The sequence below is a fragment of the Psychroflexus sp. S27 genome (assembly GCF_002810405.1).
Lineage (GTDB): Bacteria > Bacteroidota > Bacteroidia > Flavobacteriales > Flavobacteriaceae > Psychroflexus > Psychroflexus halocasei_A.
Window position 1 is genome coordinate 19,563 of sequence record NZ_NEXQ01000019.1, and the last position, 21,123, is coordinate 40,685.

Annotated in this window: 21 protein-coding genes; 11 read left to right on the plus strand and 10 right to left on the minus strand. The window is 32.9% G+C overall.

What is annotated here, in order from left to right; genetic code table 11:
- The first annotated feature begins 162 nt into the window (after positions 1-162).
- Genes CAP47_RS02775 through CAP47_RS02785 form a run of 3 tightly spaced genes read left to right on the plus strand, consistent with a single transcriptional unit; the run spans position 163 to position 2,653 of the window.
- Positions 163-1,182 (plus strand): PorV/PorQ family protein, encoded by a 1,020-nt coding sequence (locus CAP47_RS02775; RefSeq protein WP_100775290.1) that lies wholly within the window; start codon positions 163-165, stop codon positions 1,180-1,182.
- Between the two features lie 52 nt (positions 1,183-1,234).
- On the plus strand, positions 1,235-1,999 hold the full coding sequence (locus tag CAP47_RS02780) for a LexA family transcriptional regulator (protein ID WP_100775291.1): 765 nt from the start codon (positions 1,235-1,237) through the stop codon (positions 1,997-1,999).
- Positions 2,000-2,653, plus strand: coding sequence for a DUF2461 domain-containing protein (locus CAP47_RS02785; RefSeq protein ID WP_100775292.1), 654 nt, complete (start codon positions 2,000-2,002; stop codon positions 2,651-2,653).
- Here the strand turns inward: CAP47_RS02785 and CAP47_RS02790 are convergent.
- Positions 2,650-3,918, minus strand: a complete 1,269-nt coding sequence (locus tag CAP47_RS02790; RefSeq protein WP_192869930.1) for a 3-deoxy-D-manno-octulosonic acid transferase — start codon at positions 3,916-3,918, stop codon at positions 2,650-2,652. The two genes, CAP47_RS02785 and CAP47_RS02790, sit on opposite strands and share 4 nt — an antisense overlap.
- A 42-nt stretch (positions 3,919-3,960) precedes the next feature.
- Here CAP47_RS02790 and CAP47_RS02795 point away from each other — a divergent pair, with 42 nt between their 5' ends.
- Positions 3,961-5,130, plus strand: a complete 1,170-nt coding sequence (locus tag CAP47_RS02795) for a DegT/DnrJ/EryC1/StrS family aminotransferase (protein ID WP_100775294.1) — start codon at positions 3,961-3,963, stop codon at positions 5,128-5,130.
- A 91-nt stretch (positions 5,131-5,221) separates the two neighbouring features.
- Here the strand turns inward: CAP47_RS02795 and gldG are convergent, their stop codons facing one another.
- From gldG to CAP47_RS02815, 4 genes are read right to left on the minus strand one after another with little or no spacing between them, the layout of a single operon-like run.
- Complete coding sequence (gene gldG / locus CAP47_RS02800) at positions 5,222-6,886, minus strand: gliding motility-associated ABC transporter substrate-binding protein GldG (RefSeq protein WP_100775295.1); 1,665 nt, start codon at positions 6,884-6,886, stop codon at positions 5,222-5,224.
- Positions 6,886-7,617 (minus strand): gliding motility-associated ABC transporter permease subunit GldF, encoded by a 732-nt coding sequence (gene gldF / locus CAP47_RS02805; protein ID WP_100775296.1) that lies wholly within the window; start codon positions 7,615-7,617, stop codon positions 6,886-6,888. Before gldF ends, gldG begins: the two co-directional genes overlap by 1 nt.
- A 1-nt stretch (position 7,618) precedes the next feature.
- Positions 7,619-7,915 (minus strand): putative quinol monooxygenase, encoded by a 297-nt coding sequence (locus CAP47_RS02810; RefSeq protein ID WP_100775297.1) that lies wholly within the window; start codon positions 7,913-7,915, stop codon positions 7,619-7,621.
- Complete coding sequence (locus CAP47_RS02815) at positions 7,912-8,748, minus strand: S-adenosyl-l-methionine hydroxide adenosyltransferase family protein (RefSeq protein WP_100775298.1); 837 nt, start codon at positions 8,746-8,748, stop codon at positions 7,912-7,914. The genes CAP47_RS02810 and CAP47_RS02815 overlap by 4 nt, the downstream gene beginning before the upstream one ends.
- Positions 8,749-8,843: 95 nt before the next feature.
- On the opposite strand from CAP47_RS02815, the gene CAP47_RS02820 reads away from it, so the two are divergent.
- Both CAP47_RS02820 and CAP47_RS02825 read left to right on the plus strand, forming a co-directional pair.
- The gene (locus tag CAP47_RS02820; protein ID WP_100775299.1) at positions 8,844-9,791 is read left to right on the plus strand and encodes a PhoH family protein; all 948 of its coding nucleotides are present in this window, start codon (positions 8,844-8,846) and stop codon (positions 9,789-9,791) included.
- 4 nt (positions 9,792-9,795) lie between these two features.
- Positions 9,796-10,746: a phosphoribosylaminoimidazolesuccinocarboxamide synthase gene (locus CAP47_RS02825; RefSeq protein ID WP_100775300.1), complete on the plus strand. Its 951-nt coding sequence runs from the start codon at positions 9,796-9,798 to the stop codon at positions 10,744-10,746.
- Positions 10,747-10,821: 75 nt separating this feature from the next.
- On the opposite strand, the gene CAP47_RS02830 is transcribed toward CAP47_RS02825, so the two are convergent.
- Together CAP47_RS02830 and CAP47_RS02835 are read right to left on the minus strand one after the other, a co-directional pair.
- The gene (locus tag CAP47_RS02830) at positions 10,822-11,607 is read right to left on the minus strand and encodes a zinc ribbon domain-containing protein (RefSeq protein ID WP_100775301.1); all 786 of its coding nucleotides are present in this window, start codon (positions 11,605-11,607) and stop codon (positions 10,822-10,824) included.
- A gap of 2 nt (positions 11,608-11,609) precedes the next feature.
- The gene (locus CAP47_RS02835) at positions 11,610-12,704 is read right to left on the minus strand and encodes a Nif3-like dinuclear metal center hexameric protein (RefSeq protein ID WP_100775503.1); all 1,095 of its coding nucleotides are present in this window, start codon (positions 12,702-12,704) and stop codon (positions 11,610-11,612) included.
- A gap of 43 nt (positions 12,705-12,747) precedes the next feature.
- Here CAP47_RS02835 and lpxK point away from each other — a divergent pair, with 43 nt between their 5' ends.
- The gene (gene lpxK / locus CAP47_RS02840) at positions 12,748-13,770 is read left to right on the plus strand and encodes a tetraacyldisaccharide 4'-kinase (RefSeq protein ID WP_100775302.1); all 1,023 of its coding nucleotides are present in this window, start codon (positions 12,748-12,750) and stop codon (positions 13,768-13,770) included.
- On the opposite strand, the gene gap is transcribed toward lpxK, so the two are convergent.
- The 3 genes from gap to rlmH form a co-directional block, all read right to left on the minus strand.
- Positions 13,739-14,743 carry a type I glyceraldehyde-3-phosphate dehydrogenase gene (gene gap / locus CAP47_RS02845; protein ID WP_093240989.1) on the minus strand — a complete coding sequence of 335 codons (1,005 nt, stop codon included), beginning with the start codon at positions 14,741-14,743 and terminating at the stop codon, positions 13,739-13,741. The genes lpxK and gap overlap by 32 nt on opposite strands.
- Before the next feature lies 1 nt (position 14,744).
- Entirely contained in the window at positions 14,745-15,629 is an 885-nt protein-coding gene (gene lipA, locus CAP47_RS02850) for a lipoyl synthase (protein WP_093240984.1), read from the minus strand.
- Positions 15,630-15,717: 88 nt separating this feature from the next.
- Complete coding sequence (gene rlmH, locus CAP47_RS02855) at positions 15,718-16,191, minus strand: 23S rRNA (pseudouridine(1915)-N(3))-methyltransferase RlmH (protein ID WP_093241149.1); 474 nt, start codon at positions 16,189-16,191, stop codon at positions 15,718-15,720.
- A 43-nt stretch (positions 16,192-16,234) separates the two neighbouring features.
- On the opposite strand from rlmH, the gene nadC reads away from it, so the two are divergent.
- From nadC to priA, 4 genes are read left to right on the plus strand one after another with little or no spacing between them, the layout of a single operon-like run.
- A complete protein-coding gene (gene nadC, locus CAP47_RS02860; RefSeq protein ID WP_100775303.1) occupies positions 16,235-17,098 on the plus strand; it encodes a carboxylating nicotinate-nucleotide diphosphorylase in 864 nt (287 codons plus the stop codon).
- The gene (locus CAP47_RS02865) at positions 17,098-18,024 is read left to right on the plus strand and encodes a YihY/virulence factor BrkB family protein (RefSeq protein ID WP_100775304.1); all 927 of its coding nucleotides are present in this window, start codon (positions 17,098-17,100) and stop codon (positions 18,022-18,024) included. The genes nadC and CAP47_RS02865 overlap by 1 nt, the downstream gene beginning before the upstream one ends.
- Positions 18,025-18,040: 16 nt before the next feature.
- Positions 18,041-18,601 (plus strand): chalcone isomerase family protein, encoded by a 561-nt coding sequence (locus CAP47_RS02870; protein ID WP_100775305.1) that lies wholly within the window; start codon positions 18,041-18,043, stop codon positions 18,599-18,601.
- A gap of 38 nt (positions 18,602-18,639) precedes the next feature.
- A complete protein-coding gene (priA, locus tag CAP47_RS02875) occupies positions 18,640-21,084 on the plus strand; it encodes a primosomal protein N' (RefSeq protein WP_192869931.1) in 2,445 nt (814 codons plus the stop codon).
- Positions 21,085-21,123 lie beyond the last annotated feature (39 nt).

Genomic DNA, 21,123 nt, shown 5'->3' on the forward strand with positions numbered 1-21,123 from the left:
AATAGATTTCAACTTTTTGTCAAGAAGTTCAATAAATACTTCTTTGATTTGATTTCTAAACTCTCAAAAGACAATATATTTGAGCTTTTTAAGTTTTAAAATAAAAAAGATTTGCGTAAACTTTTATTATTGTGTTGTATTTTATTCATCAGCCAACTCGCGATGAGTCAAACGGCACGTAAATATTCAAATGAATTTATGAATATTGGTGTAGATGCTCGTGCTTTTGGAATGTCGAATACACTGACGGCTTTTACTAACGATGTCAATTCTGTTTATTGGAATCCAGCTGGATTAACACAGCTTGAAGATAACCAATTGGGCTTGATGCATGCCAATTACTTCGCGAATATTGCAACTTATAATTATGCAGGTTACGCTGCGCCTATTGATGATGTCAGTGCTTTTGGTTTTAGTGTAATTCGTTTTGGTGTTGATGATATTTTGGACACAACGCAATTAATTGATGATCAAGGGAATATTGATTATAATCGCATTGATTTATTTTCTACAGCAGATTATGCTTTTACGGTTTCTTACGCGCGAAATCTTAAACTTGAAGGTTTTTCTTATGGAATTAATGCAAAAGTGATTCGTCGCGTGATTGGTGACTTTGCCAATGCTTGGGGGTTTGGTTTTGATGCCGGAATTCAATTCCAAAATAAAGATTGGAAATTTGGTGTGATGGCACGTGATATCACAACAACTTACAACACTTGGCAAATTGATGAGGAAGAGTTTGATAAAATCAGCAGCGCGGTTCCTGGTCAGAATCAGACGATGCCAGAAACAACAGAAATCACTTTACCGAAATTAGAATTAGGGATTGCGCGTTCTTTTGAAATTAGAAGAGATTTCAGTTTAACGACGGCTTTGAATCTCAATACGCGCTTTGTAGAAACAAATGATATTATTTCAACTTCAAACTTCAGTATTGATCCTGCTTTTGGCTTTGAGGTCGGCTACATCAATATGGTTTATTTACGTGGTGGTGTTGGTAATTTCCAAAATGAAGTTCAAATTGATAATTCTGAATCTGTGAGTTTTCAACCGAATTTTGGTGTTGGTTTCAAGTATAGAGGAATTCAAATCGATTATGCTTTAACTGATTTAGGAGACCAAAGTGGCGCGCTTTATTCAAATGTTTTTTCATTGAAAATCGATTGGCGATTCTTTAGATAATGGAATTTTATAGGATTATTGGATTATTTCCAAAGTTTGATTATATTTGGATATGAAATCAAAACTACCTATTGAATCCCAGCGTTTTAAAAGGATTCGCCAAGATCTTGGCCACACGCAATCTGAGTTTGCAGAATTTCTGAATATCGGAAATACAACTGCAGATATTGAAAGAGGAAAAACACGTATTACAGGTGAAGCTGTTGCAATGTTATTAGATTTATATAAAATAAATCCGTTGTGGCTTTATGGCAAAAGCGAAAGTAAATACCTTAAAACGTCAGGTTTTAACACCATGCCAAAAGTGATTACCACTGAAGATGACGACCAGGAGAATATGCTTTTAGTAAGCCAGAAAGCAGCCGCAGGTTATCCAAGTAATATTCAGGATACCTCTTGGTATAAAAAGTTACCAGCCTTTAATATGCCAATCCCGCAATTTAGAAACTCAACTTATAGAGGTTTTCAGGTTGAAGGAAATAGTATGTTGCCAAATTTACAACCAGGTGATTGGGTTTTAGCAAAGGCTTTAGATTCAATTGAAGATGCATCAACTCAAAGAATGTACGTTGTTGTTCTTGATGATTCAGTATTGGTTAAACGCATCAGCATCAATCCGAAGCGTGAAGAATTGGTTTTAATTTCTGAAAATCCAGAATATCCACCTATTTTTGTAGAACCAGAACGCGTGCTTGAAGTTTGGGAAGTTTCAAGTAAATTGACTTTCAGTTTAGATGCAAATGCGGAAAACTCTGTGCTTAGAAAATTAGAATCCTCAATGGAAGAATTAAAATCACAACTTAAAGAAATTCGATAAATGGATTTTCAAGAAGCTTTTCAATTTTTAAAAAAATTAAATGCCAATAATCATAAAGATTGGATGGATAAAAATCGTGATTGGTATCAAAAAATCCGTCAAGATTTAATTTTATGGTGCAATAAAATGGATGCAAAATTTGCAGAAATTGATCCTGATTATTTTTCGTTGCCAGGTAATAAAGCCTTGAATCGGATCAATAATAATTTGCTTTATCACCCTAATAAGCCGCCTTATAAAGACCATTTCGGAATTGGTTTTGACAAGAAACCAAAACATTGCGATTTCTATTTGCATTTAGGTATTAATGAAAGCTTCTTAGCTTCTGGTTTTTATAAACCGCCATCTAAAATACTTAAAAGTGTACGTGAAGCTATTGATTATAATGGTGAAGATTTTAAAGCAATATTGAATACTAAAAATTTTAAAAAGCATTTTGGTGAGCTTGATAAAAGTCACAGTTTAAAAACGACACCTAAATCTTATTCAAAAGAACATCAGCATATTGACATATTGAGGTTAAAAAGTTTTTTCGTAGAAACTTCCATATCAAAGGATCTCATTTTTTCTTCTGAGTTTGAAGATTTTTTAATTGAAAAATATAAAGTTTTATTGCCTTTTAGAAATTATCTGAATCAAGCAATCACGGTTTAATCTATTATTTGTCTCATAATTAAATCAGTTGCACCTGCATTTTTCTCAATAAATGCTTTTGCGTTTTTACCGATCCCTTGTCTTAATTGATCAGAGTTTTTCAAGCGTTGATAAATCGTTTTTAGATCTTCATGATTTTTAATGTCAAAGCTTGCTTTTGCATTGATTAATTCCTGTGCTTCAGGAAATTTATCGTGATGATGTCCAAATATAACTGGTTTTCCAAAACAAGCTGGTTCCAAAATATTGTGCAAACCAGTTTGTCCAATCGCACCGCCAACATAAGCGATATCAGCGTAACTGTAGAGTTTTGTCAATAAGCCAATACAGTCAATAATTAAGATTTGGAAAGTATTTAAATTGGTTTCTGGTTCAATTTCTGACCAACAGATGCTCTTTTTTTGAAGTAACTGCTCAATATCTTTAATATGATTTGCATCAACTTTATGAGGCGCAATGATGAACTTTTCTTGTTCTTTACTCTTATTAATAACTTTTGATAAAACCTCTTCGTCTTCAGGCCAAGTGCTGCCGCAAACTGTACAAAGTTTATTGTTGATAAATTCATCAATCCTGTCGATATGATTGTTATAAGTTAATTGCTTAATGACGCGATCATATCTTGTGTCACCTGAAATTTCAATAGATTTTAAATGAAGTTCTTGAGCAAGTTTTTCACTTTCTTTATTCTGAACAAAAACTATATCAAAACTTTGAAGTGCTTTTAAAAAGAAGTTGCCATACCATTTAAAGTAAATTTGATTTTCTCTAAAATTGGCAGAAATTAAGTAAGTCGGGATATCTTTTTGCTTCAGAATTTTCATCAAATTTGGCCAAACATCATATTTGATAAACAATGCCATTTTCGGATTGATGATTTTTACAAATTTTTGCATGTCTGACTTTGTATCTAAAGGCAAGTAAGTTGCAACATCAATAAGGTTATCATTTTTTTTGATGTCATATCCCGAAGGAGAAAAAAAACTCACAACGACTTCATAGCCTTTGCTTTTAAAAACTTCAATTAAAGGAACAGCTTGTTCATATTCGCCTAAGGAAGCTGCGTGAATCCAAATAGGATTATTTAAATGTCGCGTGTCTTTTTCGAGTTTTTGAAATAAGTTTTTTCTTCCTTGATAAAATTTAGCAATGCTTTTATTTGCTTTAGCTAAAAGGGGAAGTAAACTTTTGAATATATTGACTGCTATTGTGTAAATCTGTCTTTGGTTTTGACAAAAATACAGCTTTATAAAAAATGATAACACTAAGAAGTCAGATTTTCGTATTTTTGAAGCTAAATTGAAGGTATGAAAAAATTACAAATGGTTGACCTCAAAGGTCAATATACCCATATAAAGTCTGAAGTTGATCAAGCAATTATGGATGTTGTGAATTCAACAGCTTATATTAATGGTCCTGCTGTTCAAGATTTTCAAAAAAGCTTAGAAGCTTACTTAGATGTTAAACATGTGATTCCGTGTGCAAATGGGACAGATGCATTACAAATCTCAATGATGGGACTTGGCTTAAAACCAGGTGATGAAGTTATTACTGCTGATTTTACTTTTGCGGCAACTGTTGAAGTGATTGCGCTTTTAGGTTTGACGCCAGTTTTAGTCGATGTTGATCCTGATGATTTTAATATAGATATTTCTGCCATAGAAAAAGCAATTACACCACGCACAAAAGCAATTGTTCCTGTGCATCTTTTTGGTCACGTTGCTAATATGGATACTGTGATGGAGCTTGCTAAAAAACACGATCTTAAAGTGATAGAAGATAACGCGCAAGCCATTGGGGCTGATTACACTTTTAAAGATGGAAGTCAACAAAAAGCTGGGACGATTGGTGATGTTGGTGCGACATCTTTCTTTCCTTCAAAAAACCTGGGTTGCTATGGTGATGGTGGTGCAATTTTCACAAATGATGATGATTTAGCGCATACAATCAGAGGAATCGTTAACCATGGTATGTACAAGCGATATCACCATGATGTTGTTGGTGTTAACTCACGTTTAGATAGTATTCAGGCTGCAATTTTAAACATTAAGCTTAAAAAATTAGATGAATTTAATGCTGCAAGACAAAATGCAGCTCGAGCTTATTCAAAGGCTTTTGAAAATTGTGAGTTTATCAAAACACCTGTTACAACGACAAATAAAAAATGCGACGTCAAAAATAGTATTTGCGACACTTGTGATTGCCATGTCTTCCATCAATATACTTTGAAAATAACCAACGGAAAACGAGATGCTTTAGCAAAGCATTTACAAGAAAAAGGAATTCCTCACGGTATTTATTATCCAATTCCATTGCATTTACAAAAAGCTTATGCTGATGAACGTTATAATGAAAAAGATTTTGTTGTGACTAATCAACTGGTAAAAGAAGTCATTTCTTTGCCTATGCATACTGAACTTGATGATGAACAAATCAACTTTATCACATCAATAGTGATTGATTTTGTAGAAAAATAGATTGATTTATATAAAACGGCTTTTAAATTTGTTATAAAGAATAAATTTAAAAGCTATTTTGATTTTATTTTCTAATACTTATTAATTCATTTTAAGACTTAACGTATTTTCTTCTTTTAAGGAAAAACATTAGGGCGCCAAAAACAATCATAAGAAAAGGAGCAAGAGCAATATTAATGATTTGCCATTTTGTTTTTGAATTTTTGACCTTAGCCTGATCAAAATTTGCAGTTTTGATAGATTTATTTCTAAGTGAAACAAGGTCTTTATCGCCAAGCATATAATTTGTGAGGTTGACTAAAAACTGTTTGTTGCCATAAGCATTTCCTGAAAGTCTATCGAAACCTAACTCTAGAATTTCACCTTTGCTGACTTCATTTTTAATCACATCACCATCTGAGATAAAAGCTTGAGAAGTGAAAACACCATCATCTTTTTGATTGTTTAAATCAAAGGGCTTTAATCTGTTTTTATAAGCAGACTTAAATTCGCCTTCGACCAAAACAGCGAGATTTTGTCTATCATTTCTAAAATCTTCAGGATTCGGCTTTTGTTGAATAAGATTTAAATTGATTTCTTTAGGTACGCCAACAATTTGCGATAAAGGAGAACTTTGTAATAGGATTTCTTTCTTTAAATCATTTTTAAGTGTGTCGATTGGATTTGCATAATCAAACTTAATCGGCAACAAGTTTTTAGTAATAATATGCGGTTGATTCCGTTGGGATAAAGGCGCATATAACCATGGGAATTGGTTGATCTCAGTATCTCTTCCACTTCCTGTTGCTAAACTTATGGGCGCGCAATACAAATCTTTCACCAATTGCGGATTGATGCGAATACCGTATTCAAAAAATAAATCGTGTAAGTTTAAATCTTTAGGTAAGGCAAATAAACTCTGATTTTTCATCAAGCTGTCTTGCTCAGCAGTAACATGTTCTGTCAACCAAATTGCTGAACCGCCTTGCATAATGTATTGATCAATAAGGTGTTTTTTTTCTTCTGAAAAAGCTTTTTGAGGTTTTGCCTCAACGATTAAATCAAAATCAGAAAGTTCTTCAAAAGTTTTCTGAGGATTACTTTGAACCGAATCTAAAGTAAAAGGAGCTATGTAATAATAATTTTTTAGCGAACGAAAAGCATCCGCGATATACATGTCTTCAAGCTCTCCTTGACCTTTGATAATTGCAATTTTTTTAGACTTATTTTGAGTCAGAATTTTTAAAGCATTTGTAATTTGGTATTCAATTTCTTGAATTGATGTATTGATTAAATTTTCAGTGTCAACTTGCGTGTTTTTACTTAATAATGAAACCGGAATTTTTTGTTCACCAAAACTAGCGACTGCCCACGGAAAAATAATTTTTTCACTCATCTCTCCGTTTTTCATCTGGTTAAGAACCTTTGGCGACATGCCATTTTGATAAAATTGATTGGCAACCTCCATGGCATTTTTGCCATCATCTATGGGATTGATAAAACTGAATTTAATCAATGGGTTGTAAGCAGCATACTCTTCTAAAAGGTATCTGATTTCTCTTTGTAACCTTTTGTATTCACTAGGCATATCACCGTTTAAGTAAATTTCAAGATGAACGGATTTGTTGAGTTTATCAGTTAATACTTGTGAATAATTTGAAAGGCTGTAACGCTTATCATGTGTAAAATCTTGTCGTACAAAAAAACTTGATGAAGTGATATTAATCAAAACAAGAAATATAATTAAGCCCAATATATGTTTGAAACTTTTGCTCATTATTGTCTTAATTTTTCAAGTTTGACTTTTGTTAATTCTAAAAATAGAATACTGATAGAGACTAAGTATATGATATTTCGTGTATCAATAACACCTCGGCTCATCGCTTTATAGTGGTAGCTTAAACTTAAATATTCAATACCGTAAATTTCTGATGCAAAAATCTGATATGTGCTCAGGCCAGCGAAAGCAAAAAACATAATAAGGCATATAAATACACCGATAATAAATGCTGAAATCTGATTTTTACTCAACACTGAGCTAAAAAGACTGATGCTGACAAAAGCGCCGATCATTAAAAGTAAACCAAGATAAGAAGTTGCAATTGCGCTATAATCAATAATAGAAGTTGCTTGCTTTAAGGCATCAATACTGAAAATATAAATTACAGTTGGGATTACAGCAATCGTTGAAAGCGAGAATGCACCTAAAAATTTGCCATAAATCATGGCTCTTGTGCTAATTGGTTTTGTGAAAAGCAGTTCTATTGTACCCTGTTTAATTTCGTCAGAAAAACTTTTCATACAAATTGCTGGAATCAAGAATATAAAAATCCATGGCATTAATTCAAAAAAAGGCGTAAGATTCGCATAGCCGTAATTGAATAAATTAAAGTTAGAGTCAAAAACCCAAATAAATAAGCCAGTGGCGATCAGGAATATAGATATGATCAGATAGCCAATAGTTGAGCTGAAAAACGAATTAAATTCCTTTTTTAAAATTGCGAACATATTAAGTTAATTCTGAATGTTGGTGTAGGCTCCAAGCCTCTGGCTTGTCTGCAAATAACATTTTAGTTTTTGGCCATACTGAGCCAAATAATTCTGATTTTCTGTAGTTGTTTAAATCCTCTTCATTGTCCCAATAGCTGTATGTGAAAAATACTTGCGGCTCTTTAATATCTTGAAGCATGCTTAAATATAAGCAGCCTTTTTGCGATTTTATTTTATTTTTTGAGGTTTCAAAAATTAATTTAAAATCTTCAATTGCTTCAGGTTTAAATATCATTTTTACAACTCTAACAATCATTTTTCAAAATTTATTGTGATCGTGTCACGAAGTTTTAATCCGAATAAGCTTGAAGCGCCACCAACAGTTAATGGATTGCTCTTATAGATCGCAAGCTCTAAAAACTCAGATGAGTTAAACAAAGCCAGCTGTCTGCCATCCTCTGAACCACGTTCTTCTTTTGGAACAGAAAAATCAACGACGCCACTATAAGAATCATGAATCTTTTTGAAAACATTCGATCTTGCTTTGATCTCAAATTTTCGACCTTTTGCAATGTGATGAAAATCTTTTTTTCTCACATTAGTGACAACATTCCCAAAGTTATCAATGTAAATCACGTGCGCAATAATTTGCGAAGAATCCTGATTGATAATCGGTGTGATATTGGTCATTTGCTTGATTTCATCTAGCCTACGGCCAATCACAGAAAGATTACCTCCACGAGCAATGTGTGCAGCAACTTTGACAAAGATATCTAAAACAGTAAAATTCGTTTCAATTCTATCATGTATGTTTATTTCTACAATTTCTTCAGGTTTGACATCTAATGCTAATAATGATAAAATACCATTGTTGGCAGCAATAAAATAATGTCCATCAAGATAAATAGCGAGATGTCTATTTTCTGGCGTTAATTCAGAATCAACTCCGATAATATGAATGCTTCCTTTCGGAAAATTATGATAAGCATTCTTAATCACAAAAGCAGCTTCAGTGATATGAAATGGAGAAATTAAATGTGAAATATCTACGATATGAGGATGATCTAACTCGCTCAAAAGCGCACCTTTAACAGCAGCGACAGAGTGATCTTTAAGCCCAAAATCTGTTGTTAAAGTTAAAATTGACATTTCATATTTTGTTAATCGTTTAAAAGCTTTTTGTGATGTTTTTTCGCTAAATTTGTCCTGCGAATTTAATTAATAATACACAAATTTTAAGGCTTTTGAATGAACTTATTTTAGAACTTTCCGAATTAAATCCCAAAGACTTTTTTGGTCAAAATAACCAAAATTTTGATCTGATAAAAAAATACTTTCCTAAGATAAAACTTGTGACTCGTGGCAATGTTGTTAAAGCTTACGGCGATAAAGAAATGCTAGACGAATTTGAGAAACGCTTTCAAATGTTGACAGACTATTTCAAAAGATATAATGAAATAAATGAAAATAGTATTGAGCAAATCTTAACAAGTCAATCAAAAGCGGATTATCAATCTTCTGAAAAAGCGAGTGATATTTTAGTTCATGGAGTCGGTGGCCGACAAATTAAGGCACAAACGCCAAACCAAAGAAAGTTAGTTGATCTCATGCGTAATAATGATATGGTTTTTGCTATCGGCCCTGCTGGAACTGGTAAAACTTATACTGGCGTTGCTTTGGCGGTTCATGCTTTAAAAAATAAACAAGTCAAAAGAATAATATTGACGAGGCCTGCTGTTGAAGCTGGTGAAAATCTTGGTTTTTTACCAGGAGATTTAAAAGAGAAACTAGATCCTTATATGCAGCCTTTATATGATGCCTTGCGAGATATGATACCACATGAACGCTTGGAAAGTTACATAGAAAAAGGTACAATCCAAATTGCGCCAATGGCATTTATGCGAGGCAGAACTCTAGATAATGCTTTTGTGATTTTGGATGAAGCACAAAATACAACACATGCTCAAATGAAAATGTTTTTGACAAGAATGGGACGTAACGCAAAATTCATGATTACTGGAGATCCTGGTCAAGTGGATTTACCAAAACGTGCAGTTTCAGGATTGAAAGAAGCTATTTTAGTTTTAAAACAAGTGAAAGGCATTGGTATTATTTACCTCAGTGATAAAGATGTTATCAGGCATAAATTAGTTAAAAAAGTCATTGCTGCCTACAAAACAATTGATAATTAAATATATGAAGTCCACTTTACTAGAAACAAACCTTCAGTTTGAAAATCAGATTGATTTTTATAAAGGAAAAGTCAGGGAAGTTTATAGCTTAAAAGATGATCAAATCGTCATTGTTTCAACAGATCGTTTAAGTGCTTTTGATGTTGTCTTACCAAAAGGGATTCCTTACAAAGGTCAAATCCTAAATCAAATCGCTAAAGAAATGCTTGATGCAACTTCTGATGATGTTCCGAATTGGTTGACATCAACACCAGATCCAAATGTTGCAATTGGGCAAAAATGCGAAGCTTTTAAAGTTGAAATGGTTGTGAGAGCTTATTTGGCTGGTCATGCATGGCGAGAATATAAAGCTGGAAAACGTCAAGTTTGTGGCGTGACTTTACCTGACGGATTAAAGGAAAATGACAGGTTGCCACACCCGATTATTACACCAACAACCAAAGCTGATCAAGGTGATCATGATACAGATATTTCAAAGGAAGAAATACTTAAACAAAATATTGTTTCTGCTGAAGATTATGAAATTTTAGAAAATTATTCGCTGAAACTATTTAAACGCGGAACTGAAATTGCTAAGGATCGAGGTTTGATTTTAGTCGATACTAAATATGAGTTTGGTAAAAATAAAGATGGTGAAATCCTGGTGATTGATGAAATTCATACGCCAGATTCATCAAGATATTTTTACTTGAATACTTATGAAGAATACCAGAAAAGTGGACATAAACAAAAGCAACTTTCAAAAGAATTTGTGAGAGAATGGTTGATTGAAAATGGTTTTCAAGGCTTAGAAGGTCAAGAAATACCTGATTTACCTGAAGAATATATAGAAAGTGTAAGTCAGCGATATATTGAACTTTATGAGAAAATCACTGGAAAAGAATTTATAAAAGCATCTGTCGAAAATATTCAAGAAAGAATAAAAGCTAATTTAAAGAACTTTAATTTAGTGTAATTATTTCAATTTAGATATAAAAAAAGCCGTTTTGAATTTTCAAAACGGCTTTTTAACTTTTATATGAAAAATTGATTAAGCGCTTAATTTCTTAAACATCTTATTCATTTTGTCAGTTTCTTCTTCGGCCAAAACTTGGTCAACTAAAATACGACCACTGTGCTCATCGATAATCACCTTTCTTCTTGCAGCGATTTCTACTTGAACTTGCGGCGGAATTGTAAAGAATGATCCACCAGACGCACCTCTTTTAATAGTCACAACGGCTAAACCATTTTTAACGCTTTTACGAATTCTGTCGTAAGCTTTAACCAAACGCTCTTCAATACTTTTCTTGAAGCTATCAGCTTTTTCAATCAAAGCTTTTTCCTCTTTTTCAGTTTCGCTAAGAATGTTATCTAATTCAGATTTTTTATGGTCTAAATGTGCTTTTCTTTCTTCAATGCGTTCTTTGGTTTCATCAAGTACAACTTTTTTGTGTTCTTTTTGAGCCTTAAATTCTTTGATGTGTTTGTTAGCTAATTCAATTTCTAATTCTTGAAATTCAACTTCTTTAGACAAAGCATCAAATTCCCTGTTATTTCTAACGTTATCTTGCTGATCTTTATATTTCTTAATCATCGATTCAGCTTCTTTGATAAAGTGAGTTTTAGCGCTAATGTTTTCATCAACTGAAACAAGATCTTCTTCTAACTTTTCAATTCTTTTTGAATAGCCAGCAATCTCATCTTCTAAATCCTCGACCTCAAGAGGTAATTCACCACGCATATTTCTGATTTCATCAATACGCGAATCAATCAGCTGTAAATCATACAGCGCTCTAAGTTTCTCTTCTACTGTAACCTCTTTTTTCTTTGCCATAATCAAAAATATTGAATTGGATTGGTATTTATATTTGATAAAACGATTGCAAAATTATGAAATTTTTTCTGAAGTAGGGCACATAATAAGTCTTTTGTGTATTGTTCGCTTTCATAATGTCCGACATCGACTAAAGTTATTTTGTTTTCAGCTTTATAAAAGTCATGATATTTCATATCAGCCGTCATGTAAATGTCAGCTTTTTTAGCGATTGCATTGTTGATGGCAAAGGCGCCACTTCCACCTAAAACTGCAATACTCTTGACTTTTTCTTGATGAAATTTTGAATGTCTAATCGATTTTGTATTAAAGATTGACTTTATTTTTTTCATAGCTTCCTCAATAGGGAGTTCTTTTTCAAATTCGCCCATCATGCCAATACCAATATCTTGATTTTTATTGTGTAAAGAAGTGATTTCGTAGGCGACTTCTTCATACGGATGCGCTTTAAAAAGTTGTTTTAAAACTTGACTTTCTAAATGTTTTACAAAAGTAATATTGATTTGCGTTTCTTCACCCAGATGCAATTGACCTTTTTGTCCTGTGTGTGGATCAGCATTTTCGTTTGGTAAAAAACTCCCTTCTCCCTTAATGTTAAAGCTACAATGATTGTAATTTCCTATTGAACCTGCGCCAACGGTAAATAGAGCTTCTCGAACTTCCTCAACATTTTCGTTAGGAACATAAGTTGTCAACTTTTTTATGGTGCCTTCTTGTGGAACAAGAATTTCTCTATTGATCAAGCCTAGCTTGTTGCAAATTTGATCGTTGACGCCATTTTTGTGGTTATCTAAAGCTGTATGAATTGCATAAATCGCAATATCATTTTTAATCGCTTTCTGAACAACACGTTCAACATAAGTTTTTCCAGTCAGTTTTTTTAAGCCACCAAAAATAATAGGATGAAAGCTGATAATGAGATTGCAATTTTTCTCAATGGCTTCTTCAACAACTTTTTCTAAAGTGTCTAAAGTCACTAAAACTCCTGAAACATCAATGTTTGCATCGCCAACTAAAAGGCCAACATTATCAAAATCTTCAGCGTAGTTAAGTGGTGCGATTTCCTCTAAATAATTTGTAATTTCTTTTATCTTCATTGTTTTCTCAAAAATCATAAAATTAAATTTTATTTTAGCATTTATGAAATATATCAGACTTTTATTACTTCCTTTTTCTGCTCTGTATAGTCTCATTATTCGAATGAGGCATTTTTTATATGATAAAGGCATTTTAAAATCTCGTGAATTCGATTTTCCTGTCATTTGTGTAGGAAACCTCAGTTTAGGCGGAACAGGTAAATCGCCGATGATCGAATTTCTGATGCGTCAACTAAAAGAAAATTATCAAATTGCCACTTTGAGTCGTGGTTATAAAAGAAAAACTTCTGGTTTTGTTGAGCTTCGGTCTGAAAGTTTGGCTGCTGATGTTGGCGATGAACCTTTGCAGTTTAAAACGAATTTCCCAAATCAAATCATTGCGGTTGATGAAAGCCGCGTGAATGGAATTGAGCAACTGAAAAAAATATATCCAAGACTTGATGCGGTTTTGTTAGATGATGCTTTTCAGCATAGAAAAGTTAAAGCAGGATTTAATATTTTACTCACCACCTTTGATAACTTATATTTTGATGATTTTCTTTTGCCTGCGGGTAATCTACGTGATTCTGTTGTCGCTGCTAAGCGTGCAGATATTATCATTGTCACAAAATGCCCATCTAAGTTGTCAGAAAAACAAAGAAATGAAATTCAGAATCGATTGAAACCAAAAAAACATCAACAAGTTTTCTTTTCAAAAATTAATTATGATGACAACATTTATTCATTAAAAAAAGAAATCAGTTTGTCAGAAATTGATGATTTTATTTTAGTGACAGGCATTGCGAAACCAAAACCTTTAATTGACTATTTAAATAAAATCAATACGAATTTTGAACATCAAAAATTTCCTGATCATCATCATTTCACCGAAAATGAAATTGAAGATATAAAAAACAAGAAGAAAAAAATATTGACAACAACTAAAGACTTCATGCGTTTAAAATCTTATTTTAAAGATGGAGAACTTTATCATTTACCCATCAAATCTGATTTTTTCGAGCAAGAAAAAGAAATAATGAAATCGATTACTGAATTTATGAATTCATTTTTAGCATCAAATCAATAAGCCTGTTGCTGTAACCTCTTTCGTTATCATACCAACCAATAAGTTTAATTAAGTCACCATCAATAACAGATGTCATACCTGCATCGAAAGTGCAAGAATATGGATTACCAATGATATCAACAGAAACAATTGGATCTTCTGTGTATTTTAAAATTCCTTTCAATCCATTCTCTGAAGCATCTTTAAAAAGCTGATTAATTTCTTCGATGCTCGTTTTCTTTTTGATATTAAGCGTCATATCTGTGAGTGATCCATTTGGTACTGGAACCCGAATACCGCAGCCACCAATGACATCACTGAGTTCAGGAAAAATTTTGGTCAAGGCCTTAGCCGCGCCAGTAGTTGTAGGGATAATGGATTGAGATGCAGCACGCGCGCGTCTTAAATCGCGATGTGGTTGGTCATGTAAACTTTGATCAGATGTAAATGAATGTACTGTTGAAATATAAGCATGTTTTACACCTAGTTTTTCATGAATCACTTTCAACATAGGCGCTGCATTATTAGTTGTACATGAAGCATTTGAAAGAATTTTGTCATTTTTGTCAATTAAATGATCATTCACACCAAGGACAATCATTTTAACAGAATCATCAGATGATGGAACTGTGAGTAAAACTTTTTTTGCTCCAGCAGAAAGATGATCTTGTAATTCTTTTTCAGTTTTATATTTCCCAGTTGCTTCTACAACAACATCAATTTGATATTTTGTCCAATTAAGTTCAGAAATATTTTTAGTGTTAGTTAAAGCAATTTTTTTAGTGCCAATAATAATGTTGTCATTATCACTAGTGACTTCTTTGTCATAAACACCGTGAATACTATCATATTTAAGAAGATGCGCCAGCGTTTTGGCATCAGCTAAATCATTGATCGCGACAATCTCAAAGTTAGGATGATCAAAAGCCAACCTAAATAAACTGCGGCCAATTCGTCCGAACCCATTGATGGCTAATCTGATTTTTTGTGACATTTTATTCTAGGTGTTTTTGAGCTTTATATGAAGATCTCACAAGCGCAGAACTTTCAACATGACGGAAGCCTAATTCTTTTCCGATTGTTTCGTATTTTTTAAACTGATCAGGTGTGATAAATGTTTGAACAGGAAGATGTTTTTTACTTGGCTGCAAATACTGACCAATTGTGACAACATCAACATTAACAGAGCGTAAATCTTCTAAAGTTTGAATCACTTCTTCTTCTTTTTCGCCTAAGCCAAGCATGATACCAGATTTAGTTCTGTTAATACCTTCAGCTTTTAGGTAACGTAAAACTTCTAAACTTCTATCGTATTTTGCCTGAATTCTGACTTCACGTGTCAAACGTCTAACAGTCTCCATGTTGTGAGAGACAACCTCAGGAGCAACTTTAATAATACGATCTATGTTTTTTGTATTTCCTTGAAAATCAGGGATTAAAGTTTCAAGAGTTGTGTTTGGGTTCATTCTCCTTATTGCTTTCACGGTTTCCTCCCAAATGATTGATCCCATGTCTTTTAAATCATCACGATCTACTGAAGTGACCACGGCATGTTTAACGCCCATCAGCTTTATTGAACGTGCAACTTTTTCAGGTTCATCCCACTCAACATCTTCAGGTCTTCCAGTTTTAACGCCACAAAATCCACAGGAGCGTGTACAAATATTACCGAGTATCATAAATGTTGCAGTCCCTTCACTCCAGCATTCTCCCATGTTTGGGCAACTGCCTGAAGTACAGATTGTATGCAAATCGTATTTGTCAACAAGATTTCTAAGATCTCTATATTTTTTACCAGTTGGAAGCTTAACGCGCAACCATTTAGGTTTTCCTGTTCTTTGTTTGGTTTCTGTTTGTGGTTTTTCAATCACAGTTTCCATGAGGTCAATTTTTTACAAATGTATTAAAATAGTCTTAGCATAATTCAGAAGCTTATTGACTTTTTTGGGATTATTAACAAGCGTTTTTTTAATGGTGATGATAAGGTAAATTATTCAAAATTGTAAAGCCGCGATAAATTTGTTCTGTCATAAAAATACGAATCATCTGATGTGAAAAAGTCATTTTTGATAAGGCTATTTTCTGAAAGTTTTGATCATAAATACTTTGGTCAAAGCCATAAGGACCACCAATGATGAAATTAAGCGTTTTAATCCCTGTATTCATTTTCTTTTGAAGGAAGCTAGAAAACTGAACTGAGGTGAATTCCTTTCCTTTTTCATCTAACAAAACTGTCACGCTAGCTTTATTGATATGTTTTAAAATTAACTCTGCTTCCTTAGCTTTCTGTTCTTTTTCTGATGTATTTTTTTTTGTTTTGACATCAGGAATTTCAATCATATTAAACTTCGTAAAATGTTGAATACGCTTGTGATATTCATTAACTAACTCACGAACTGAAGACTGATCTGTTTTACCAATGACGATTAAATTGATGTGCATTTCTTTAAAAAGCTTAGATTTGTGAGACAAAAATAGAGAAGTCATGCTTAGTGAAGAACAATTTGAAAAAGAAATCAATCAGATTATCAAAATAGCGCTTGCCGAAGATATCGGTGATGGCGATCATTCTTCGTTGGCTTGCATTCCTGAAGACGCCGTTGGAGAAGCAAATTTGTTGGTGAAAGAAGATGGCATTATCGCAGGAATTGATTTTGCTCAACGTATTTTTCACACTGTTGATGCGGATATTGAATTTACAGCCTTATTAAAAGACGGAGACAGAGTGAAGAAAGGAGACCTTGCTTTTCGAGTTAAAGGAAGGAGTCAAAGCATTTTGAAGACTGAACGTGTGATGTTAAATGCAATGCAGAGAATGAGTGCTATTGCAACTAAAACAAATTCATTTGTTGAAGTTTTAAAACCTTTTCAAACACAAATTTTAGACACGCGAAAAACAACACCTGGTCTTCGTGTTCTTGAAAAATGGGCTGTAAGAATTGGAGGAGGAGCTAATCATCGCTACGCGCTTTATGATATGATTATGTTGAAAGACAACCATATTGATTTCGCTGGTGGAATTACAAAAGCTATCGCAAAAACTAAAGCTTATTTAAAAGAGAGAAATTTAGATTTAAAAATAATTGTTGAAGCGAGAGATCTAAATGAAATTGAAGAAATATTGAAGTCTCATAAAGATGTTTATCGCATATTAATTGATAATTTTAATTACGCAGATACCAAAAAAGCTGTAGATATAATTGATAAGCGATGCTTGACAGAATCTAGCGGAAATATTACTTTAAAAACAGCATCAAAATATGCAGAATGTGGCGTAGATTTTATATCTTCAGGAGCCTTAACACATTCTGTCTATAATTTAGACTTAAGCTTAAAAGCAGTTTTATAATGCCTAAAAAGCCGAAGAAATCTAATCATATAGGTCCTCAGTCAATCTTATCACGTATTGCCTTGTGGCTGCATCGTTTGAAGTTACCTGGATTAGAAGGTTTATCGGTTTATGATTTACTAAAACTTTATTTTGTTGGAATTATAAAAGGAACTTTTTCAACACGAGCAAGTTCAATTGCTTTTAGTTTTTTTATGGCAATTTTTCCTTTTTTGCTATTTATTTTAAACTTAATTCCTTTTGTGTGGTTTATCGCTGATTTTCAAACTGAACTTTTGAGTTTTATCGAAAGTATCATTCCGCCTCAAACCACAGGTTTTTTTGAAGATATTTTCTTTGATATCGCCAACAACCCAAGAGGAGGTTTACTGTCATTTGTATTTATTTTATCCATTTTTTTGATGGCAAATGGCGTCAATGCAATTTTTACAAGTTTTGAATTTTCATATCACACGGTTGTGAACAGAACGATTATTCGGCAATATGTCGTTGCTGTTGGTGTTGCAATTATTATCGCCATTTTAGTTTTAATCACAGTGATTGCGACAATTTATTTAACCTATTTAATCGAAGAATTCAGAAATTTGAGGATGCTTGATGACAATCTGATTTACGCCCAAATTGGACGATATTTAATTTTTGTTTTCATGTTAACCGTCATAATATCAGTGCTTTATTATTTCGGAACACGAGAAGGACGTCGTTCTCGATTTTTTTCTGTTGGTTCAATTTTTACAACAATTTTAATTATTGTCACGACATATTTATTCACAATTTATGTTGAAAATTTCAATTCTTACAACAAGCTTTACGGCTCGATAGGAACACTTTTAATTTTAATGTTATACATTTGGCTTAATGCAAATGTTTTACTTTTAGGCTTCGAACTTAACGGTGCTTTATATCGTTTGCGAAATAGAAATTAATTTAAAACCATGATTTATGAAACCTATATTATCAATTCTTTGCATCGCGTTTGTTAGTTTGTCAAGCATTGCACAAACTGAAATTTCAGGAATTACTTTACCAGAAAAAACATCTTTTGGAAAAGATGAAGTTGTTTTAAATGGCGCAGGTGTTCGAGAGAAATTCTGGATGGATATGTATGTAAGCGGTTTATATTTGAAAGCAAAATCTTCAAATGCACAAAAAATAATCAATGCTGATGAGACGATGGGGATTCAGTTGCATATTGTTTCAGGGATGATAACCAGTAAAAGAATGATTGATGCTATTGAAAATGGATTTGATAAATCAACTCAAGGGAATAAAGAGCCAATTAGAGAAAAAATAGATAAATTCATTAGCGTTTTTGATGAGAAAATTCAGAAAGGAGATGTCTTTGATTTGACTTATCAACCTAAACATGGTGTTATAGTTTATAAAAACGGAAAAGAAACAGGCCAAATTAAAGGGTTTGAATTTAAAAAAGCTTTATTCGGAATTTGGTTGACTGAAAATCCTGGAGACGAAGACCTGAAAGAAGCCATGCTAGGTCAATAATTTTTTAGAAATAAATCAATATTCAAAAATAAAATCGATTGAGATATATTGACGTTATTTTGCCACTTCCGTTGCAAGATTCATTTACTTATATTCTGCAAGATGAATTTGCAGAGCGCGTAAAAGTTGGCATGCGTGTCGCCGTTCCTTTCGGTAAAACAAAAGTTTACACAGCTGTTGTTTACAAAATTCACGATAATAAACCTCTACATTATGAAGCAAAAATGATTGAAGATGTTATCGATGAAAAACCAATTGTCACACATTCTCAGCTTCAATTTTTTGAATGGATTGCTTCTTATTATCTCTGTCGATTAGGCGAGGTTTTGCGAGCGGCTTTACCAAGTGCTTTTTTGATAGAAAGCGAAACGGTAATCACGCGTCATCCTGATGCAAATTTAGAACAAGATTTAACTGATGAAGAAGTTTTTTTGATGGATGCTTTAGAAATGCAATCTGCTTTAAAAACATCAGATGTCATGTCTATTCTTGGGAAAAAAACGATTTTTCCTTCTTTAAATAAAATGGTTGAGAAGAACTTGATTATGATTAATCAAGAGCTGAATAAGCAATACAAACCTAAAATACTGAAATATCTTCGGATTCATCATCAATATAAATCTCAAGAAGCTGTTGAGAAAACTTTAGAAGATTTGTCAAATGCGACAAAACAAAAAGAAGTTTACTTGAAAATGTTTAGTCTTGAGGCAACTCAAAAAAGAATAAACAGAAAATCACTAAAAAAAGCAGCTGAGGTTTCAGATGGTGTCATCAAAGCTTTAATTGATAAAGACATTCTTGAAGAATATGAATTACGACAAGACCGTGTTGGTTTTGATGAATCTATTTTTGAAGATAAAGAGATAAAATTGAGCTCTCGACAGCAACAAGCTTTTCAGGAAATAGAAGAAAATTTTGAAAATAAAAATATCACGCTTTTCCAAGGTGTAACTTCTTCTGGTAAAACAGAAATTTACATCCATCTGATTGAGCAATACATTAAAGAGGGCAAACAGGTTTTATATCTTTTGCCAGAGATTGCTTTAACAACGCAGCTTATCACGAGGTTACAAGCTTATTTTGGAGATCAAGTTATTGTTTTTCATAGTAAATTCTCTGTCAACGAAAGGGTGGAAGCTTATATGCATGTTCTTAACGGAACAAAAGGAAAGATCATTATTGGTGCGCGATCTTCTATCTTTCTACCTTTTCAAAATTTAGGTTTTGTTATTGTTGACGAATCGCATGAAATAAGTTTTAAACAATATGATCCCGCGCCGCGTTATCAAGCTAGAGATTCGGCGATTGTTCTTTCTCATTTACATCAGGGAAAAACCTTGTTAGGTACGGCAACACCAAGTCTTGAAAGTCTTTATAACGTTAAAATAGGGAAGTATGCTTATACGAATTTAACCAAGAGATACGGTGATGTATTAGCGCCAGTGATTAATATTGTTGATTTACAAGACCGTTACAAAAAGAAAAAAATGAAAGGTCACTTCTCAGAAGATTTACTTCTGAAGATGGAAGAGACTTTGAAAAATGGAGAACAGGTTATTTTATTTCAAAATAGAAGAGGTTATTCTCCAATTCTTGAATGTAATGATTGTGGTCATTCTCCGCAGTGTCCAAACTGTGATGTGAGTTTGACTTATCACAAAAATAATAACACTTTGCGCTGTCATTATTGTGGTTACCACATTGCAATGCAAATTAAATGCATGGCTTGTGGAAGTAAGGATATTACGACAAAAGGATTTGGTACAGAACAGATTGAAACCGAGGCAAAAGCACTTTTTCCTGATGCTGTTGTCAAGCGAATGGATCAAGATACAACACGAGGCAAAACAGCTTATGCAGACTTAATTAGTGATTTTGAGAATAAAGAAATTGATGTTTTAGTTGGTACACAAATGTTGAGTAAAGGTCTTGATTTTAGACATGTGAATCTTGTGGGTGTTATGAATGCAGACTCGTTATTAAATTTTCCTGATTTTAGAGCGCATGAACGTTGCTTTCACTTATTAACGCAAGTTGCAGGACGCGCAGGCCGAACTAAAAAGCAAGGTTTAGTTTTGATACAGTCTTACAATCCGCATCATCAGATATTGCAACAAGTAACAACTTATGATTACAAGAAAATGTTTCAAGAACAACTTCATGATCGTAAGCATTTTAAATACCCACCTTATTATCGCTTGGTAAAATTTACTTTAAAATCACGAGATTTTAATATGGTGAATGAAGCTTCCGATTGGCTGGCAAAATTTTATAGACAAATATTTAAATCTCAAGTTTTAGGACCAGAATTTCCACCGGTTTTAAGAATCAGGAATAATTACCATAAAAATATTATGATTAAAATTCCACCTGAGCATTCATTAGAAAAAACAAAATATTACATCAAGAAAGGACAAGATAAGTTTGAAGCAATTAGTCAATTTAGGTCTGTACGATTAAATATTGATGTCGATCCTTATTAAAATTTTGTTCTTTAAATTTTTCTGAATTTTGAAATAGAT

Coding starts and splice junctions, on each gene's coding strand:
- CAP47_RS02775 (WP_100775290.1), top strand. CDS start 163: ATGAGTCAAACGGCACGTAAATATTCAAATGAATTTATGAATATTGGT.
- CAP47_RS02810 (WP_100775297.1), bottom strand. CDS start 7,915: ATGATTGTTAGAGTTGTAAAAATGATATTTAAACCTGAAGCAATTGAA.
- CAP47_RS02815 (WP_100775298.1), bottom strand. CDS start 8,748: ATGTCAATTTTAACTTTAACAACAGATTTTGGGCTTAAAGATCACTCT.
- CAP47_RS02825 (WP_100775300.1), top strand. CDS start 9,796: ATGAAGTCCACTTTACTAGAAACAAACCTTCAGTTTGAAAATCAGATT.
- lpxK (WP_100775302.1), top strand. CDS start 12,748: ATGAAATATATCAGACTTTTATTACTTCCTTTTTCTGCTCTGTATAGT.
- nadC (WP_100775303.1), top strand. CDS start 16,235: ATGCTTAGTGAAGAACAATTTGAAAAAGAAATCAATCAGATTATCAAA.
- CAP47_RS02830 (WP_100775301.1), bottom strand. CDS start 11,607: ATGGCAAAGAAAAAAGAGGTTACAGTAGAAGAGAAACTTAGAGCGCTG.
- gap (WP_093240989.1), bottom strand. CDS start 14,743: ATGTCACAAAAAATCAGATTAGCCATCAATGGGTTCGGACGAATTGGC.
- lipA (WP_093240984.1), bottom strand. CDS start 15,629: ATGGAAACTGTGATTGAAAAACCACAAACAGAAACCAAACAAAGAACA.
- CAP47_RS02865 (WP_100775304.1), top strand. CDS start 17,098: ATGCCTAAAAAGCCGAAGAAATCTAATCATATAGGTCCTCAGTCAATC.
- rlmH (WP_093241149.1), bottom strand. CDS start 16,191: ATGCACATCAATTTAATCGTCATTGGTAAAACAGATCAGTCTTCAGTT.
- CAP47_RS02870 (WP_100775305.1), top strand. CDS start 18,041: ATGAAACCTATATTATCAATTCTTTGCATCGCGTTTGTTAGTTTGTCA.
- gldG (WP_100775295.1), bottom strand. CDS start 6,886: ATGAGCAAAAGTTTCAAACATATATTGGGCTTAATTATATTTCTTGTT.
- gldF (WP_100775296.1), bottom strand. CDS start 7,617: ATGTTCGCAATTTTAAAAAAGGAATTTAATTCGTTTTTCAGCTCAACT.
- CAP47_RS02795 (WP_100775294.1), top strand. CDS start 3,961: ATGAAAAAATTACAAATGGTTGACCTCAAAGGTCAATATACCCATATA.
- CAP47_RS02785 (WP_100775292.1), top strand. CDS start 2,000: ATGGATTTTCAAGAAGCTTTTCAATTTTTAAAAAAATTAAATGCCAAT.
- CAP47_RS02780 (WP_100775291.1), top strand. CDS start 1,235: ATGAAATCAAAACTACCTATTGAATCCCAGCGTTTTAAAAGGATTCGC.
- CAP47_RS02835 (WP_100775503.1), bottom strand. CDS start 12,704: ATGAAGATAAAAGAAATTACAAATTATTTAGAGGAAATCGCACCACTT.